Here is a 17,468-nt window from a genome sequence, read left to right as displayed (position 1 = left end):
TGCTTGCCTGCACGGGTGCGTGGGATCAACCCGTTAAAGGGCGAACCGGCGGTACCGGCTAGCCTCGTCACGAGCAACTGACACGAGGAGTGGATATGCAGGGCTTCGCGGGGAAGGTCGCCGTCGTGACCGGCGCCGGATCAGGCATCGGGCAGGCGCTGGCGCTCGAACTGGCGCGCTCCGGCGCGAAGGTGGCGATCAGCGACGTCAACACCGAAGGCCTGGCGGAAACCGAGGCGCGCATCAAGGCCATCGGCGCGCCGGTGAAGGCGGACCGACTCGACGTCACCGAGCGGGAGGCCTTCGAGCTGTACGCCGACTCGGTCGTCGAACACTTCGGGACGATCAACCAGGTCTACAACAACGCGGGCATCGCCTACGTCGGCGACGTCGAGGTGACGCCGTACAAGGACTTCGAACGAGTGATGGACGTGGACTTCTGGGGCGTCGTCAACGGCACCAAGGCCTTCCTGCCGCACCTGATCGCGTCGGGCGACGGCCACATCGTCAATGTGTCGAGCCTGTTCGGGATTTTCTCCGTTCCCGGCCAGGCGGCTTACAACTCGGCGAAGTTCGCGGTGCGCGGTTTCACGGAGGCGCTGCGTCAGGAGATGGCGGCGGCCGGCCATCCGGTGAAGGTGACGACCGTGCATCCCGGCGGCATCAAGACCGCGATCATGCGAAACGCCACGGCCGTCGAGGGTTTCGACAAGGAAAGCCTGACTCGGACCTTCGACAAGTGGCTCACCCTCACCACACCCGAGCGGGCCGCGAACATCATCCTCGACGCGGTGCGCAAGGACAAGGCGCGTGTGCTGGTCGGTCCGGACGCCAAGGTCCTCGACTTCATCGTGCGCATGACCGGATCGGGATACCAGCGGTTGTTCTCCACGGTGTTGCCGCGGTTGGTGCCGAACGCGCACTGACAACGCACACTGACTGCGCGCACGCTCGGATCGGAGGGCCGACGACGCTAGTCGCCTAGGGGGTGTTCGGCAAGGAACGCGCCGGTCACCTGACCCGGGTCCGCGCCGTCGGCCACCGCTGCGCGCATGTCGGCCAGCGCCGCGGTGTCCAGCACGCCGGCCACCTCGTTGAGCGCCAGCACCTGCGACTCGTTGAGCTCGTTGCGGCGGTACAGCGGCACCAGGTTCTCGGCGCGGATCAGCGAGGTCTTGTCGGAGAGCGTCAGCAGTTCGGGCGGAATGCCCGGCGCGGCCGTCGTCGTCCATGCGGCGCGGAACCGGCCGGACCGGACCGCCGCGAATACCGCTGCGCTGTCCGGATATTCGCTCACCTTCGGCTTACATGTCCCGATCGCTGCGGGGCGCGGCGCATCGGCTGCCGCGACGACGGTCAGCTCGGCGCAGTGGCGCACGGCCGCGGTGACGTCGCGTCCACCCCACGCCTCGGCCGTCGCCTCGGTGACCGCGAGCGCGGGTTTGTCCTCCGCCGACGTCGTGTAGTCGCCCGCTGCGACGCCTTCGGGCAACGCCGAGACCATCTCGCGGTAGACCTGCGCGGCCGCCCGTGCTGTGGCCTCGGGATCGAACCTGTCCAGCAATCGTCCGGTGAGGCCGGGAACGACCCGCACATCGCCGGAGTCCAGCGCGGTCAGCGGGTGTTTCCCGGTCTCGACGTGGGCGGGGTGGCCGTAGGACCGCAAGGCCGCGGCGTACAGATGCGCGATTAGCGTCGACTCGGGATCGGCCGTGGTGCCGACCGCGATCGACGGCGGCTCTTCGGGCCCGCCACACGCCGCGGTGCCCGCCACGATCAGCGCGGCGAGCGCCAGCGCCAGCCGCCGGCCCACGTGCGACCTAGCCGCCCGACGCGGTGTCGGACGCACCGGCGACCGCGCGCGCCACTGCGGGCGAGACCCGGGGGTCCAACACGCTGGGCACGATTCGGTCGGCCGCCAGGTCGTCGCCGACCACCGAGAAGATCGCTTGGGCGGCAGCAACTTTCATCTGCTCGGTGATGCGGCGCGCACCGGCGTCCAGCGCGCCGCGGAACACCCCGGGGAAGGCGAGGACGTTGTTGATCTGGTTCGGGAAGTCGCTGCGACCGGTCGCGACGACGGCCGCGTACCTGCTCGCCTCGTCGGGGTGGATCTCCGGATCGGGGTTCGACAGCGCGAACACGATCGAGTCCGGCGCCATCGACGCGATCAGATCGGCGGGCACGACACCGGCCGACAGCCCGAGGAACACGTCGGCGCCGGCGAGCGCCTCGGCGATGCCGCCGGTCAACCCCCTCGGGTTGGTCCGCTCGGCGATCTCGGCCTTGTAGGAGTTGAGGTTCTCGCGGCTCTTGTGCAGGATGCCCTGCGAATCCAGCAGCGTGACGTCGCCGACCCCGGCGGCCATCAGGATGTTCGCGCACGCGACGCCGGCCGCACCGGCGCCCGAGACCACCACGCGCAGGGAGGCCATGTCGCGGTCTACGACCCTGGCCGCACCCATCAGCGCGGCCAGCACGACGATCGCGGTGCCGTGCTGGTCGTCGTGCATGACCGGGCAGTCGAGCGCCTCGATAAGGCGCCGCTCGATCTCGAAGCACCGCGGCGCCGAGATGTCCTCGAGGTTGACCGCGCCGAACGACGGGCGCAGTCGCACCAGGGTCTCGACGATCTCGTCGGGATCCTTGGTGTCGAGCACGATGGGGATCGAGTCGAGGTCGGCGAACGCCTTGAACAGCGCGCTCTTGCCCTCCATCACCGGCAGCGACGCCGCGGGCCCGATGTCGCCGAGGCCGAGGACCGCGCTGCCGTCGCTGACGACGGCCACCATCCGGTTGGCCCAGGTGTAGCGGGCGGCCAGGGTGTGGTCGGCGGCGATGGCTCGGCTGACCTGAGCCACGCCCGGCGTGTAAGCAAGGGACAGCGCCCGCTCGGTGTCGAGGGGCGCGTTGAGCGCCACCGACAGCTTGCCGCCGACGTGGGCCGCGAAGATCTCTTCGTCATTGACGACGATGTGGGATCCGGTCACTGGTAGGTCTCTCACCGCTTGCGACACGGCGCTCAGGGTAACGACGAACTGGTAGGTAACCTAATCGCCTCGTGTCGCTGGAGTGTGAATCTGACGACGCTTCACGCGGATTTTCGTCGTCAGATTCACAAACGACAGGCCTCAGATGAGGCCCAAGTCGGTGACCGCCTTGCGCTCGTCGGCGAGTTCGGCCGTCGTCTTGTCGATGCGGCCGCGGGAGAAGTCGTCGATGTCCAGTCCCTGCACGATCGACCAGTTGCCGTCCTTCGTCGTCACCGGGAACGACGAGATCAGGCCCTCCGGCACGCCGTAGGACCCGTCGGACACCACCGCCATCGACACCCAGTCGTCGGACGGGGTTCCGAGCAGCCAGTCCCGGGCGGCGTCGACGGTCGCCGACGCGGCCGAGGCCGCCGACGAGGCACCGCGGGCATCGATGATCGCTGCACCGCGCTTGGCCACGGTCGGGATGAAGTCGTTCTCGATCCAGTCCTGGTCGTTGACCACCTCGGCGGCGTTCTTCCCGCCGACCTCGGCGTGGAAGATGTCGGGGTACTGCGTGGCCGAGTGGTTGCCCCAGATCGTCATCTTCTTGATGTCGGTGACCTTGGCACCGGTCTTGCGGGCCAGTTGGCTGATGGCCCGGTTGTGATCCAGACGAGTCAGCGCCGAGAACCGTTCGCGCGGGATGTCGGGCGCGTTGGTCATCGCGATCAGGGCGTTGGTGTTGGCCGGGTTGCCGGTGACCCCGATGCGAACGTCCTCGGCGGCGACCTCGTTGAGCGCCTTGCCCTGCGCGGTGAAGATCGCGCCGTTGGCCTCGAGCAGGTCACTGCGCTCCATGCCCGGGCCACGCGGGCGGGCGCCGACGAGCAGCGCAAGGTTCGCGCCGTCGAAGATCTTGTTCGCGTCGGCGCCGATCTCCACGCCGGCGAGCAGCGGGAAGGCGCAGTCGTCGAGTTCCATCACGACACCCTCGAGCGCCTTGAGCGCCGGCTCGATCTCGAGCAGCCGCAGTTCGACGGGCCGATCAGGTCCGAGCAGTGAACCGCTCGCGATGCGGAACAGCAGGCTGTAGCCGATCTGGCCGGCGGCACCGGTGACGGCGACCTTGAGGGGAGTTGTGCTCACGTCAGATGCTCCTTGGACAGTCCTACGTTGCCCGCACCGCGGGCGAAATCGGGTCGGGACTGAAACTAGCAGGACGCCGATGTCGCCAGCCGCGTAGCATCGGCGACGGCCCGGATACGGGTCCTGCACTGTCCCGGGAGGCTGATGCGATGCCGTCGTTTCGCCCACTGCCTCCGTCACTGCGGCCCGCGGGGAAAGCGAACTCCGGCGACGTAAACCCCGACTCGATCCCCGTGCCGGTGGCGCGGGCGACGGTCGACTGCGGCATCTACTGCGAGGGAACACGGCTGGCCGGCAAGTACACGCACGCGGCCGCCAAGGGCAAGGTGCAGGAGTTGCGCGGCGGCGGCAGGGACGCGTTCGTCTGGATCGGCCTGCACGAACCCGACGACCGCCAGATGCAGGTGATCGCCGACGAGTTCGGCCTGCACGAGCTGGCCGTCGAGGACGCGGTCCATGCACATCAACGACCGAAGCTGGAACGCTACGACAACACCCTGTTCCTCGTCCTCAAGACGGTCACCTACGTCGAGCACGAATCCGTCGCGTACGCGCGGGAGATCGTCGAAACCGGCGAGATCATGATCTTCGTCGGGCCCGATTTCGTGGTGACGGTGCGACACGGGGAGCACGGTGGGCTCGCCGGGGTCCGCAAGCGGCTCGACGCCTCCCCCGCGCTTCTCAAGTTGGGGCCGTACGCGGTGATGCATGCGATCGCCGACCATGTCGTCGACGATTACCTCGACGTCACCGACTCGATGGAAACCGACGTCGATGCGATGGAAGAGAACGTCTTCTCGCCGGCCACGCAGACCAACATCGAAAGCATCTACCTGCTCAAGCGGGAGATCGTCGAGTTACGCCGGGCTGTCAGCCCACTGACGCTGGCGCTGCAGCGGATCATGAGCGATCACGACGACCTGATCTCGATCGAGGTCCGGCGCTACATGCGGGACGTGCTGGACCACAACACGCAGGCCGCCGACCGGATCACCACCTACGACGAGGTGCTCAGCTCGCTGGTGCAGGCCGCGGTCGGGAAGGTCGCCATGCAGCAGAACGTCGACATGCGCAAGATCTCGGCCTACGTCGCGATCGCCGCGGTGCCCACGGCCATCGCCGGCATCTACGGGATGAACTTCGATTACATGCCCGAACTCAAACAGGCGTGGGGCTATCCGGCAGTACTGGCCGTGATGTTGATCGTGTGCACGCTGTTGTTCCGCGCGTTCCGGCGCAACCGCTGGCTGTAGTTCGCGCTCAGCTGGGTTTGGCGGCCCGCCGCTCAGCTGGGTTTGGCGGCCCGCCGCTCAGCTGGGTTTGGCGGCCCGCCGCCGTGGGTCCAGGACGTCGACGCCGTCCTGCACCCATGCCTCGCGCATCGCTTCGGCCCCCTTGAGCCGCACCCACGCCGCTTCGGTGGCGGTGATCGGCGTCGCCGACAGGATCGCCACCGGCTGCAGTGGACCCGTCAGCGACACATTGTCAATGTCGCTGTGGCTCAACAAGAACGCCGTGAACGGCGCGCCTTCCCACAGTGGCGTCTCGAGGTCGATCAGCGCGTCGGGTTCGAGGATCAGCCCTTCGACGGCTGGCGCGGCGGCGACGATCGCGATCGATCGCGACAGTCCACGCGGCGCCGGGCCGCGCAGCGTTACCGTCACCTCCGCTCGCGGGCCGTGCAGCACATCGGTCACCATCTCGGCGGGATCGAGCATCGGGTGGCGCGAACAGCCCAGCGAGACATAGTGGTAGACATGCCGGTTGACGTCAGGGTCGCTGCCGGGGTCGGGACCGAATCTGAGCACGTCGATCTTCTCGGTGCCGAGGAACGTGACGCTGGCCGTGGCGGGTTCAGCGGTGACACCGGTCCGGGCGAAATGTTCGCGCAGATGAGCGCGAACCTCGGCCAGGACGTCGATCACTCGGCCGTAGCTGCCGGTGCTGTGGTGTCATCGGGCAGCGTCAGGTTCTTGCCGGAGTCGGGATCGAAGACCACCAGCTTCGACGTGTCGAACGCCAATTGGATCGTCTCGCCCTGCCGCGCCGTCGACTCGACCGAAACCCTTGCCACGAACTCGTTTTCGCCGACGCCCGACTCGGCGGCCAGCTCGGCGAGTTGAGCGGAACGCGCTCCTGCGCCTTCGGTCTTGAAGTGGACGTACTTGTCGGCCCCCAGTGACTCCGCCCTGTCGACCTGCACGTCGAAGGTCAGGGCGCGGATCCGCGCATATCCGTCGAGCAGCGCCGCGTCGTCGAAATGCTCGGGCCTGATACCGACGATCACATTCCTCGGCGCGTTGTGCCGGGTGAGCAGATCGTAATTCTCCGGGGTGAACGTGACCTCGCCGAACGGCAGCTGCACTCCGATGTCGGTGACCGTCGCGGGGAAGAAATTCATTGCGGGCGAACCGATGAAGCCGGCGACGAACAGGTTCGCCGGGCGGTTGTAGAGTTCCTCGGGCGTGCCGATCTGCTGAGCTACCCCGGCGAGCAGCACCACGACGCGGTCACCCAGCGTCATCGCCTCGGTCTGGTCGTGGGTGACGTAGACGGTGGTCGTGCCCAACCGGTCCTGCAGACGCGCGATCTCCGAGCGCATCTGCACGCGCAGCTTGGCGTCGAGGTTCGACAGCGGTTCGTCCATCAGGAATGCCTTGGGGTCGCGCACGATGGCGCGGCCCATCGCGACGCGCTGGCGCTGACCGCCGGAGAGTTGGCCCGGTTTGCGATCCAGAAGTTCGCTCAGGTCAAGGATTTTGGCGGCCTCGGTGACCTTGCGGGCGATTTCATCTTTCTTCAACTTGGCCAGGGTGAGCGGGAACGCGATGTTCTGCCGGACGGTCATATGCGGATACAGTGCGTAGGACTGGAACACCATCGCGATGTCGCGGTCCTTGGGCGCCTTCTCGTTGACCCGCTCGCCGGCGATGCGCAGTTCGCCCGACGTGATGTCCTCCAGGCCCGCGATCATGTTCAGCGTGGTGGACTTTCCGCACCCCGACGGGCCGACGAGGATGATGAACTCGCCGTCAGCGATGGTCATCGACAACTCGTGTACGGCCGTCGCGCCGTTGGGGTAACTCTTCGTCACCCGGTCCAACACAATTTCGGCCATGGAACTACCCCTTCACCGCGCCGGATGTCAGTCCGGCGACGATCCGTCGTTGGAAGATGAGGACGAAGACGATGATCGGGATCGTGATCACCATCGCGCCCGCCGCTATCGATCCGGTCGGCTCTTCGAATTGCGAACTGCCGGTGAAGTTCGCGATCGCCACGGGCGCGGTGATCGCCCGCTGCGTCGCGGTCAGCGAGAGTGCGAGCAGCAGGTCGTTCCACGCGAAGATGAACACCAGGATCGCCGCGGTGACGATGCCTGGCGCGGCCAGCGGCGCGATGACTTTGCGGAACGCCTGCGAGGGTGTGGCCCCATCCATCTTGGCGGCCTTCTCCAGGTCCCAGGGGATCTCACGAAAGAAGGCCGACAGTGTGTAGATCGCCAGCGGCAGCGCGAAGGTGATGTACGGAATGATCAGGCCGGGCCAGGTGTCGAACAGCCCGACTGCGCGTTCGATGTTGAAAAGCGGTGTGACGAGCGAGATGTGGGGGAACATCGCGATCAGTAGCGCGATACCGATCAGCAGTTGCTTGCCGGGGAAGTCGAGCCGCGCGACCGCGTATGCGGCCATGCCGCCGACCACCACCGCGATGACGGTGGTGATCAGGCCGATGCCGATCGAGTTGATCAACGCCGAGGTGAAGGCCCCGGTGTTGCCGCCCGCGAAGATCGCCTTGTAGTTGTCGAACGTGACCTCGGCCGGAATCAGCTTGCCGTCCTTGACACTCGACGTCGGCTTCAGCGACAGCGAGAGGATCCACAGCACCGGAAGCAGCGCATAGACCACCACCAGGATGTTGACGACGGTCCAACCGGTCGCACGCGTTGCACCGACCCGCTCGGCCATCACCGACGCTCCCCCGCCGCCCCGGGCGCCGCTGCGCCGAAGATCTTGATGTAGATGAACGCGATGACCGCCACGCACAGGAAGATCAGCACGCTGATCGCCGACCCAAGGCCGACGTTGAACGCCTTGAACAAGTTGTCGTAACCGAGGATCGACACCGAACCGGTGTTGTTTGCGCCGCCGGTGAGGATGTAGATGTTGTCGAAGATGCGGAACGCATCGAGGGTGCGGAACAGCAGCGCCACCAGGATCGCCGGCTTGATCAGCGGCAGGATGACCTTGATGAGCCGCTTCCATGCACCGGCGCCGTCGACCTGTGCGGCGTTGAGCAGATCCTGTGGCACCAGCGCCAACCCGGCCAACAGCAGCAGCGCCATGAACGGCGTCGTCTTCCACACCTCGGCGAGTACCACGATCGCCAGCGACGGGATCTGCTCGGTCAGCGGGGCGCTTCCCTCGGGCAGCAGGTTCGCCAGATAGCCGGTGCCCGGTGTCCACGCGTAGTACCAGCTGTACGACGCGGCGACCGTGACGATTCCGTACGGGATCAGGATCGCGGTGCGCACGACGCCCTTGCCGAAGATGGTGCGGTGCATCACCAGGGCCAGTGCCATGCCGAGCACGAACTCGATGGCGACCGAGACGACGGTGATGGCCAGGGTGACGAAAAGTGCTGTCCACCAATACGCGTCGCTGAGAATCGTGACGTAGTTGGCCAGGCCGATGAATGCGGTGTCGTCTGGCGCCGCCATGTTGTTGCGCTGCAGGCTCAGCCAGACCGCATAGCCGATCGGATAGCCGGTGACCGCGAGCATCAGCAGGACCGCGGGAGAGACCAGAAGGAACGCCAGCCTGCGCTCCGAGCGGGTGTTCTGGCTGCCGGCCGTGGCCGGGGCGGGCATGGCCGGGGTGGCCTTCGACGTCGCGGTCGCCGGCGGCGCGGTCATGGGATCAGCCCCTTACCGTCGATGGCCTTCTGCACCTGCTCGGTGAGTTCGTCGGCGGTGTGCTCGGGGTCGATGTCGGTGATCGGCGCCAGCGTGGCCGAAATACGCGTCGACACCGCCTGGTAGACCGGTGTCGCGGGACGGACCGCGGCGTTGGTGAGTTGTTCGCGGATGATCTCGTACTGCGGGTATTTCGTCTGGAACGCCGGATCGCTGTACAGCGACGTCCGCACTGCCGGCAGACCGCCTTCCACCGACGTGAACCGCTGGTTCTCGACATTGCGCAGGCACCGAATGGCCTCGAACGCCTCGGCTTTGTGCTGCGTCGTCTTGGCGACTGCGAGGTTCAGACCGCCGATGGTGACCTTGGCCTGCTCGCCCGGTCGGACGCCGGGATAGGGGGCGAACCCGAACACCTTCTTGCTCGCCTCGAACGCGGCCTCGAACTGCTCGTCGGTCGGGGAGAACGTTCCGACGTCGTTGATGCTGCCGGCAAGTGCGGGGTCCTCGTTGAGGGGCAGGAACGACACGCCGCCCTTGACCGCGTTTTCGAGCAGTGACGGAAGCACATACGGCCAGTTCACCTCGAGCGCCGCGTTGCCTTGTTCGAGTGCCAGGCGCGCGGTGGTTTCGTCCGTCTGGGTCACCGACGGGTCCGCGCCGGGCGCGGTGGCGACGTCTTTGATGATCTCCAGCGCCTTGACGGTGGCGGCCCGGTGCTCGGGTGTGTCGGTCAGCGTGACGGTTTCACCGTCGTCGGAAAGCACCTGTCCGCCGGCGCTTTCCAGCAAGGTGTTGAACCAGACGACCAGGCCCTCGTACTGCTTTCCTTGTACCGCAATCCAGCTCGGCTCGCCGGTGGCATGCAGCCGCGTCGCCTCGGCGACCATGGCGTCCCAGGTTGCCGGGGGCTGCGATATGAGATCGGCGCGGTACCACAGTAATTGGGTGTTGGTGGTGATCGGCGCGGCGTAGAGCCGGCCTTGCCAGCTGGCGGTCTCCAGCGGACCGGGCAGCGTGTTGGCCGTGGCATCGGCCTCGGCGAGACCTGCCGGGTCCTCGGAGAGCGGCAAAGCCCAACCGGCTTCGGCGAACTCGGCTGTCCACACGACGTCGAGCGCCATCACGTCGAGGGTCTTGTCGTTTCCGGTGAGCCGGCGCGCGAGCTGGAGTCGCTGCTCGTCGGCGCTCTTGGGCAAGCTGATCTGTTGGATGGTGAACCGGCCGCCGAGCTCTTCGTTGCACCGCTGGGCGACTGCCGTGAAGGTCTGCGCCTCGTTGGCCGGCGTGTAGTAGTTGATCACGATGCCGCGGCTGTCCGAACCGCAAGCCGTCAGCATTGACGCCGTCGTCAGCGCAGCAACCGCCGCAGCGCTCAGCCGCCGTGGGCCCATGCGCATGCTCGGGGAGCGCACCACCCGCCTCCGTCCGCCACCGATGTCGCCGCGGAGCGACTCCGTCGGGAATGTCCCGCGCGCAAACCGTATTGCCACAACCACGTGGTTTGCAACACTTCAGGGGCGCGCGTCGGGCACCGTTACGCAATTGCGTTGGGCGCCACGCGCACGCTCGCGGGCTGGAGGAGCCGTCAGATGGTCAAGCGCGCCAGCAGATCCCGGCCGCGCTCGGCGTTCTGCGGATCGCACAGCACGTCGTAGCGACCGGCGACCAACTGCAGTGTCGAGCTGAAATCTCTTGTGCCGCGTGCCATCGCGTACGGGATGGCCGAGGTGATGAGGCCGAAGAACACACCGGCGATCAGACCGGTGGCCAACGCACCCCACGGGCTGGGGCTGAAGAATCCGAGGATCAGGCCGATGAACAGGCCCAGCCAGGCGCCGGTCAGCACACCACCGCCGAGCACCTTGGGCCACGTCAGCCTGCCGGTGACCCGTTCGACCTGCATGAGATCCACCCCGACGATCGTCACCTGCTGCACCGGGAAGTCCTGGTCGGACAGGTAGTCGACGGCGCGCTGAGCCTCGGCGTAGGTCGGATACGAGCCGATCGGCCAGCCCTTCGGGGGGGTCGGCAGGCTGGCGGGGCCACGCCCGACGCTCGCGGCGCCCGGCGTTGCGCCCGGGGTCTGTCCAGGCTGAAACGGACTGGTCATCGCTGTTCCATCTCCTCTTTTCGCGCCCGATCGCACTGTCGCATTCACCAGAATCAACGCCGCGAGCGCCGCGATCGTGCCCGGCGGGTGCGCTAGGTTGACAGCATGACAAATCCCGGCGACGACGCAGGACAAACGTCATCATCCGACGCCGCCAGCGGTGCGTCGGAACCGACTTCTAGCGGCTCAGAAGCGCCCTCGATCGAGCATTCCACGGACCAGGCGGCAGCGCAGGGCGAGGGCGGGCAGGCTTCCGCACCGTACGAGCCGCCGGGGCAACCCGGCTACAGCCCGCCGGCTTACGGCGCACCGTACGAGACTCCGTCCGGTTACCCGCCGAGCTATCCCCCGCCGTCCGGTTATCCGCCGCCGCCCCAAGGTGGCTACCCGCCCCCGTCGGGCGCCTACCCGCCCCCGGCAGGCGGCTATCCGTCGTACTCCGACCCGTCCAACTTCGGGCAGGCGTATCCGCCGCCGCCCTACGGCGCATCGCCGTACGGTGGCTCGCCCTACGGCGCACCCGGCGGGTATGGCGCGACCGGCTATGCCGGCGGCTACGGCCTGCCACCGCAGGACAAGACGAACGGAATGGCGATCGGCTCACTGGTGGCCTCGCTGGTCGGCATCCTGTGCGGCATCGGCGCCATCATCGGCATCGTGCTCGGTATCGTCGCGCTGAACCAGATCAAGGAAACCGGTGAGGGCGGCCGCGGGTTGGCCATCGCGGGCATCGCCGTCGGCGCAGCGACGTTTCTCTTCAACGTCATCCTGGCCATCGCCATGCTGGGCACTTGAGCGCTGAGCCGTAGCGTCACTGCGGCGGCCGGAACGGCTCGCGTGTGCGTTGCATGCCTGCAGCGCGGCCCTTTCCGGCGATCACCAACGCCATTTTCCGGCTCGCCTCGTCGATCATCTCGTCGCCCAGCATGACGGCTCCCCTGGCCCCGCCCTCTCGCGAGGTGTGCCACTCGTAGGCCTCGAGGATCAGCTCGGCGTGGTCGAAGTCCGCCTGCCGGGGGCTGAAAATCTCGTTGCCCGCGGCGATCTGGTCGGGGTGCAGCACCCATTTACCGTCGTAGCCCAGCGCGGCGGAGCGACCGGCAACCCGGCGGAAGCCATCGACGTCGCGGATCTTCAGATACGGTCCGTCGATGGCGAGCACGCCGTGCGTCCGAGCGGCGATGAGGATTCGCATCAGCACGTGGTGGTGCGCATCGCCGACGTCGTAACCCTCCGGTTGCTCACCAACCTCCAGCGTGCGCATGTTCAGGCTGGCCGCCATGTCGGCGGGTCCGAGCACCAGCGCCTGCACCCGCGGCGCGGCGGCGATCGCGTCAATGTTGGTGAGCCCCTGCGCATTCTCGATCTGCGCCTCGATCCCGATGCCGCCGACCGGCAGCCCATGGGTGGTCTCGAGTTGGCTCAACAACAGGTGCAGCGCGTGGATATGAGAGGCGTCGGTGACTTTGGGCAGGACCACGATGTCCAGCGCCGCGTCGCGGGACGAAGCAACCGTCGACACCACCTCGATGATGTCGGCGTACGTCCAGGGCGTTGTCCAGTCGTTGACCCGCACACCGCGCAGTTGACCGGCCCAGCCCGGCTCGGCCAACGCGGTCGCCACCCGGGTACGGGCCTCGGCCTTGGCGTCCGGCGCGACGGCGTCCTCGAGATCGAGGAACACCTCGTCGGCGGCCAGGGTTTTCGCCTTCTCGACCATCTTCGCGCTGCTCCCGGGAACGGAAAGCACCGTTCGGCGGGGTCGATACCGGTTTTCCACAACAACACTCTCTACCCTTTGAGTCATGGCGGCGGTGAACAGGGTCTATGCGGCCCGACTCGCGGGGATGGTGGTGTTGGGCCCCGATGGGGAGTCCATCGGCCGGGTCCGCGATGTCGTGATCAGCATCAGTCTCGTGCGCCAGCAACCCCGGGTGCTCGGCTTGGTCGTCGAAATGCTCACGCGGCGAAGGATTTTCGTACCTATTCTGCGGGTGACGTCCATCGAACCCGGAGCCGTGACGCTTGCCACCGGCAGTGTGTCGCTGCGCCGGTTCGCGCAGCGTCCGGGTGAGGTGCTGGTGTTGGGGCAGGTCATCGAAACACGCGTGCGCGTCGACGATCCCGACCTGCCGCAGCTGGCGAACCTCGACGTGATCGTGGTGGACCTCGGCATCGAGCAGACACGCACCCGCGACTGGATGGTCACCAAGGTGGCGGTGCGCTCGCATCGACGGCTGGGCCGGCGCACCAACGTGCACGTCGTCGACTGGCAGCACGTTCACGGCCTGACGCCGTCCGGTCTGGCGATGCCCGATCAGGGCGTGGCGCAACTGCTCGAGCAGTTCGAGGGCCAGCGGGCGGTCGAGGTCGCCGAAGCCATCCGGGAACTGCCGGCCAAGCGGCGCTACGAGGTGGTCAATGCCCTGGACGACGAACGGCTGGCCGACGTCCTTCAGGAGCTGCCCGAAGACGACCAGACCGATGTACTGAAGCGGCTGACCGCCGACCGGGCCGCCGACGTGCTCGAGGCGATGGACCCCGACGACGCCGCCGACCTGCTGGGGTCGATGACGCCGGTGGACGCCGAGCAGTTCCTGCGGCGGATGGATCCCGAGGACTCCGAGGACGTGCGACGGCTGCTGTCGCACTCCCCCGACACCGCCGGCGGGCTGATGACGTCCGAGCCGGTGGTGCTGGCCCCCGACACCACCGTCGCCGAGGCGCTGGCCCGCGTCCGCGACCCCGACCTGACCCCGGCGCTGGCGTCGCTGGTCTTCGTGGCACGCCCCCCGACGGCCACGCCGACCGGCCACTACCTCGGTTGCGTGCACCTGCAGCGGCTGCTGCGTGAGCCGCCGGCCGATCTGGTCAGTGGAATCATCGACACCGATCTGCCGAATCTCGGCCCGGAGGACTCCCTGGCGGCGGTGACCCGCTACTTCGCCGCCTACAACCTGGTCTGCGGGCCGGTCGTCGACGAGCAGAACCACCTGTTGGGCGCCGTGTCGGTCGACGACTTGCTCGACCATCTGCTGCCCCACGACTGGCGGGAGACCGAAGAGCCGGAGCTCACCGGCGCCGAGGGGGCCACATGACCGACCGCGGCCGACTCGACACGCCGCTGGCGTCGCGGCGGCGGTTCTCCTTCAACGTCGATCCCGAGGCGGTCGGGAACTTCAGCGAGTCGATCGCCCGGTTCCTGGGCACCGGGCGCTACCTGGCGTGGCAGACGATCATCGTGATCGTCTGGATCTGCCTGAACCTGTTCGCCGTCGGCCTGCGCTGGGACCCGTATCCGTTCATCCTGCTCAACCTCGCGTTTTCCACTCAGGCGGCATACGCGGCGCCGCTGATCCTGCTGGCGCAAAACCGCCAGGAAAACCGGGACCGAGTCTCGCTCGAGGAGGACCGCCGACGGGCGCTGCAGACCAAGTCCGACACCGAGTACCTGGCCCGCGAACTGGCGGCGTTGCGGTTGGCCGTCGGAGAGGTCGTGACCCGCGACTACCTGCGGCGGGAGCTCGAGGAGATGCGCGAGATGCTCGCCCAGCTGCAGCCTCCGGCCCCCGATCCGGCCGACGACGGTGCCGGCCGGCCCGAAGCGGGTGACCGGCGGGCCAAGAAGTCGAGTGCGGGCAGCTAACACCATTGCTCAACGCGCGCGGTGCCGAGTAGGTATGGTGACTTGGTTCACAAGCGATCGCAGACCAAGGACGGTTGAGTGCACATAAGGGGAGGAGCCGCCCTCAGGGCCGTGCGGCGCCGAGCGGGAGGCGTGGTGACCGCTTCGGGTCCCCGACTGCAGAAGCTCGCGTCCGCCAACCGCATGCGTGCGGGCCTCGGCGTCGCGATCATCACCCCCGTCGTCCTGGCCGGCAGCGTCGGCGCCTCCGCCCCGTCCCCGCGCACACCGTTCAGCGATGCCGCGGTGACCCCGCTGGCGGCCGTCGAACCGTCGCCCGGCAACAGATCCGGGGCGTCGGTGGTCGCGGTGACCAAGGCGCCCTCGGCTTTCCACATCGCCGCCTCGACAGTATCGGCTCCCCCACCCGCGGCTGTCGTCAATTCGCCTGGCGCACTTGGCATTCCGGCGATGGCCCTGTCGGCTTACCGCAACGCCGAACGGATGATGGCCGCGGCCTACCCGGCGTGCGGCGTGAGCTGGAACCTGCTGGCCGGGATCGGCCGCATCGAGTCGATGCACGCCAACGGCGGCGCCACCGATGCCCGCGGCACCGCGATCCGGCCGATCTTCGGACCCGCGCTGGACGGCACGCTGCCCGGCAACGAGGTAATCGTGCAGAGCCGCACGGCCGATCGCATCACCTACGCGCGGGCCATGGGACCCATGCAGTTCCTGCCCGGCACGTGGTCGCGCTACGCCTCCGACGGCGACGGCGACGGCAAGGCCGAAGTGCAGAACCTCTTCGACGCCAGCCTGGCCGCGGCCCGCTACCTGTGCAGCGGCAACCTGAACCTGCGCGACCAGTCCCACGTGATGTCGGCGATCCTGCGGTACAACAACTCGGTGGCTTACGCCCGCAATGTGCTGGGCTGGGCGGCCGCCTATGCGACCGGTGTGGTGCCGATGGACCTGCCACCGATCACCGGCTCGGTTCCCACGCTGGGGCAGACCGGCGATGACGTGCATCTCACCGAGCTCCACGAGTACGAGGGGCTCGGCCCCGGCCTGCCGATCAATGCGCTGGGCCTGCCCGCGAACGACCCGATGGCGCTGATGCCGCTGCTCGAACGCGATTCTGTCGCCAGCCAGATCGGTGCGCCGGGCCAGCGGCTCGGCCCGTTGCCCGGACCGATGCCGCAGGGACCGGCCGCGCCGCTGGCCCCGCCGCAACCGCCGCCGTGGACGCCGCCGTGGATGCAGCCGCCGCCGCGACCCGAGTGCGCGGTGTTCTGCATCGAGGACAACCCGGCACCACCGCTGCAGCCGGCGCTCGCGGGGCCTCCGGTTGCCCAGCCGTTGGTCCCGCCCGGCCCGGCTCCACTGGCGCCGCCGGCTCCGATGGCGCCTGCGCCGGGGCCCGCGCCGGCCGCCGCACCGCCGGCACCGGCACAGGCCCCCGCACCGGGACCCCAGCCGGGCCCGGCGCCCGGACCAGTCGGTTAAAGACCGCCGTCGAGTCGGCCTACACTCGGCGGTGATGTCTCAATCACCCCCTGACTTGGAAGCCGCGGTTCGTCGCGCGTTGGCCAAGGTGATCGACCCCGAGCTGCGGCGGCCGATCACCGAACTGGGCATGGTCAAGAACGTCACCGTCGAGCCCGACAGCGCCGTCCATGTCGAGGTGTATCTGACGACTGCCGCGTGCCCGAAGAAGACCGAGATCTCCGATCAGGTCAGCCGCGCGGTCGCCGACGTCCCCGGCACGGGCGCCGTCCGCGTCAGCCTCGACGTGATGAACGACGAACAACGCACCGAATTGCGCAAGCAACTACGCGGCGACGCGCGGGAGCCGGTCATTCCGTTCGCCCAACCCGGCTCGTTGACCCGGGTCTATGCGGTGGCGTCCGGCAAGGGCGGTGTGGGCAAGTCCAGCGTGACCGTGAACCTGGCGGCGGCGATGGCCGCCCGTGGGGTGTCGGTCGGCGTCCTGGACGCCGATATCTACGGGCATTCCGTCCCGCGCATGATGGGCACCACCGACCGGCCCACTCAGGTCGAGTCGATGATCCTGCCGCCGGTCGCCCACGACGTGCGTGTCATTTCCATCGCGATGTTCACCCAAGGCAACACCCCGGTGGTGTGGCGCGGGCCGATGCTGCACCGGGCGCTGCAGCAGTTCCTCGCCGATGTGTACTGGGGCGATCTGGATGTCCTGCTGCTCGACCTGCCCCCGGGCACGGGCGACGTCGCGATCTCGGTGGCCCAGTTGATCCCGGGCGCGGAGATCCTGGTGGTGACGACGCCGCAGCTGGCCGCAGCCGAGGTGGCCGAGCGGGCCGGAGCGATCGCGCTGCAGACCCGTCAGCGCATCGTCGGGGTAGTGGAGAACATGTCCGGGCTGCTGCTGCCCGACGGTACGACCATGCAGATCTTCGGCGAGGGCGGCGGCAAGCAGGTCGCCGAGCGGCTGTCGCGCGCGGTCGGCGCCGACGTGCCGTTGCTGGGCCAGGTGCCGCTCGACCCGGCTCTGGTGGCAGCCGGCGACTCCGGTGTCCCCCTGGTGCTGTCGGCGCCGGACTCGGCCGCCGGCAAGGAGCTGCGCAGCGTCGCCGATGCGCTGTCCAGTCGCAAACGGGGGCTGGCGGGCATGTCGCTGGGGTTGGACCCTGCCGGCCGATAGCGGTTCCGGTC

At 68.1% G+C, this 17,468-nt stretch carries 17 protein-coding genes; 7 read left to right on the top strand and 10 right to left on the bottom strand.

The features are described from left to right. Window positions 1-95: 95 nt before the first annotated feature. On the top strand, window positions 96-926 hold the full coding sequence (locus AU188_RS04485) for an SDR family NAD(P)-dependent oxidoreductase (RefSeq protein ID WP_059162529.1): 831 nt from the start codon (window positions 96-98) through the stop codon (window positions 924-926). Window positions 927-973: 47 nt separating this feature from the next. On the opposite strand, the gene AU188_RS04480 is transcribed toward AU188_RS04485, so the two are convergent. From AU188_RS04480 to AU188_RS04470, 3 genes are all read right to left on the bottom strand, one after another. After that, the gene (locus AU188_RS04480) at window positions 974-1,813 is read right to left on the bottom strand and encodes a glycine betaine ABC transporter substrate-binding protein (RefSeq protein WP_059162528.1); all 840 of its coding nucleotides are present in this window, start codon (window positions 1,811-1,813) and stop codon (window positions 974-976) included. A gap of 7 nt (window positions 1,814-1,820) precedes the next feature. Continuing rightward, window positions 1,821-3,017 (bottom strand): NAD(P)-dependent malic enzyme, encoded by a 1,197-nt coding sequence (locus AU188_RS04475; RefSeq protein WP_172799392.1) that lies wholly within the window; start codon window positions 3,015-3,017, stop codon window positions 1,821-1,823. 114 nt (window positions 3,018-3,131) lie between these two features. Next, on the bottom strand, window positions 3,132-4,121 hold the full coding sequence (locus AU188_RS04470) for a malate dehydrogenase (RefSeq protein ID WP_059162527.1): 990 nt from the start codon (window positions 4,119-4,121) through the stop codon (window positions 3,132-3,134). A gap of 149 nt (window positions 4,122-4,270) precedes the next feature. On the opposite strand from AU188_RS04470, the gene corA reads away from it, so the two are divergent. Beyond that, the gene (corA, locus tag AU188_RS04465; protein ID WP_059162526.1) at window positions 4,271-5,374 is read left to right on the top strand and encodes a magnesium/cobalt transporter CorA; all 1,104 of its coding nucleotides are present in this window, start codon (window positions 4,271-4,273) and stop codon (window positions 5,372-5,374) included. Between the two features lie 57 nt (window positions 5,375-5,431). Here corA and AU188_RS04460 read toward each other — a convergent pair whose 3' ends face one another. The 6 genes from AU188_RS04460 to AU188_RS04435 all read right to left on the bottom strand — a co-directional run bounded on the left by AU188_RS04460 (window position 5,432) and on the right by AU188_RS04435 (window position 11,149). Next, on the bottom strand, window positions 5,432-6,046 hold the full coding sequence (locus AU188_RS04460; RefSeq protein WP_059162525.1) for a suppressor of fused domain protein: 615 nt from the start codon (window positions 6,044-6,046) through the stop codon (window positions 5,432-5,434). Beyond that, window positions 6,043-7,239 carry an ABC transporter ATP-binding protein gene (locus AU188_RS04455; RefSeq protein WP_059162524.1) on the bottom strand — a complete coding sequence of 399 codons (1,197 nt, stop codon included), beginning with the start codon at window positions 7,237-7,239 and terminating at the stop codon, window positions 6,043-6,045. Before AU188_RS04455 ends, AU188_RS04460 begins: the two co-directional genes overlap by 4 nt. A 4-nt stretch (window positions 7,240-7,243) precedes the next feature. After that, on the bottom strand, window positions 7,244-8,089 hold the full coding sequence (locus tag AU188_RS04450) for a carbohydrate ABC transporter permease (protein WP_059162523.1): 846 nt from the start codon (window positions 8,087-8,089) through the stop codon (window positions 7,244-7,246). Then, complete coding sequence (locus AU188_RS04445) at window positions 8,089-8,991, bottom strand: carbohydrate ABC transporter permease (RefSeq protein ID WP_156426580.1); 903 nt, start codon at window positions 8,989-8,991, stop codon at window positions 8,089-8,091. Before AU188_RS04445 ends, AU188_RS04450 begins: the two co-directional genes overlap by 1 nt. Before the next feature lie 41 nt (window positions 8,992-9,032). Continuing rightward, on the bottom strand, window positions 9,033-10,430 hold the full coding sequence (locus AU188_RS04440) for an ABC transporter substrate-binding protein (RefSeq protein ID WP_059162634.1): 1,398 nt from the start codon (window positions 10,428-10,430) through the stop codon (window positions 9,033-9,035). A 194-nt stretch (window positions 10,431-10,624) separates the two neighbouring features. After that, window positions 10,625-11,149 carry a YflT domain-containing protein gene (locus AU188_RS04435; RefSeq protein ID WP_059162521.1) on the bottom strand — a complete coding sequence of 175 codons (525 nt, stop codon included), beginning with the start codon at window positions 11,147-11,149 and terminating at the stop codon, window positions 10,625-10,627. Window positions 11,150-11,254: 105 nt separating this feature from the next. Between AU188_RS04435 and AU188_RS04430 the strand changes: the two genes are divergently transcribed. Beyond that, the gene (locus AU188_RS04430; protein WP_059162520.1) at window positions 11,255-11,944 is read left to right on the top strand and encodes a DUF4190 domain-containing protein; all 690 of its coding nucleotides are present in this window, start codon (window positions 11,255-11,257) and stop codon (window positions 11,942-11,944) included. A gap of 16 nt (window positions 11,945-11,960) precedes the next feature. Here AU188_RS04430 and AU188_RS04425 read toward each other — a convergent pair whose 3' ends face one another. Next, window positions 11,961-12,929, bottom strand: a complete 969-nt coding sequence (locus AU188_RS04425) for an HpcH/HpaI aldolase/citrate lyase family protein (RefSeq protein ID WP_082686482.1) — start codon at window positions 12,927-12,929, stop codon at window positions 11,961-11,963. Window positions 12,930-12,954: 25 nt separating this feature from the next. On the opposite strand from AU188_RS04425, the gene AU188_RS04420 reads away from it, so the two are divergent. The 4 genes from AU188_RS04420 to AU188_RS04405 all read left to right on the top strand — a co-directional run bounded on the left by AU188_RS04420 (window position 12,955) and on the right by AU188_RS04405 (window position 17,457). Next, a complete protein-coding gene (locus AU188_RS04420; protein WP_059162518.1) occupies window positions 12,955-14,247 on the top strand; it encodes a magnesium transporter MgtE N-terminal domain-containing protein in 1,293 nt (430 codons plus the stop codon). Then, complete coding sequence (locus AU188_RS04415) at window positions 14,244-14,795, top strand: DUF1003 domain-containing protein (protein ID WP_059162517.1); 552 nt, start codon at window positions 14,244-14,246, stop codon at window positions 14,793-14,795. The genes AU188_RS04420 and AU188_RS04415 overlap by 4 nt, the downstream gene beginning before the upstream one ends. A gap of 183 nt (window positions 14,796-14,978) precedes the next feature. Further along, entirely contained in the window at window positions 14,979-16,280 is a 1,302-nt protein-coding gene (locus AU188_RS04410; protein WP_059162633.1) for a lytic transglycosylase domain-containing protein, read from the top strand. A gap of 34 nt (window positions 16,281-16,314) precedes the next feature. Next, window positions 16,315-17,457 (top strand): Mrp/NBP35 family ATP-binding protein, encoded by a 1,143-nt coding sequence (locus AU188_RS04405; protein WP_059162516.1) that lies wholly within the window; start codon window positions 16,315-16,317, stop codon window positions 17,455-17,457. Window positions 17,458-17,468: the final 11 nt, after the last annotated feature.

Source organism: Mycobacterium sp. IS-3022, assembly GCF_001500065.1.
Classification (GTDB): Bacteria; Actinomycetota; Actinomycetes; order Mycobacteriales; family Mycobacteriaceae; genus Mycobacterium.
This window is presented reverse-complemented; position numbering and strand designations above follow the sequence as displayed.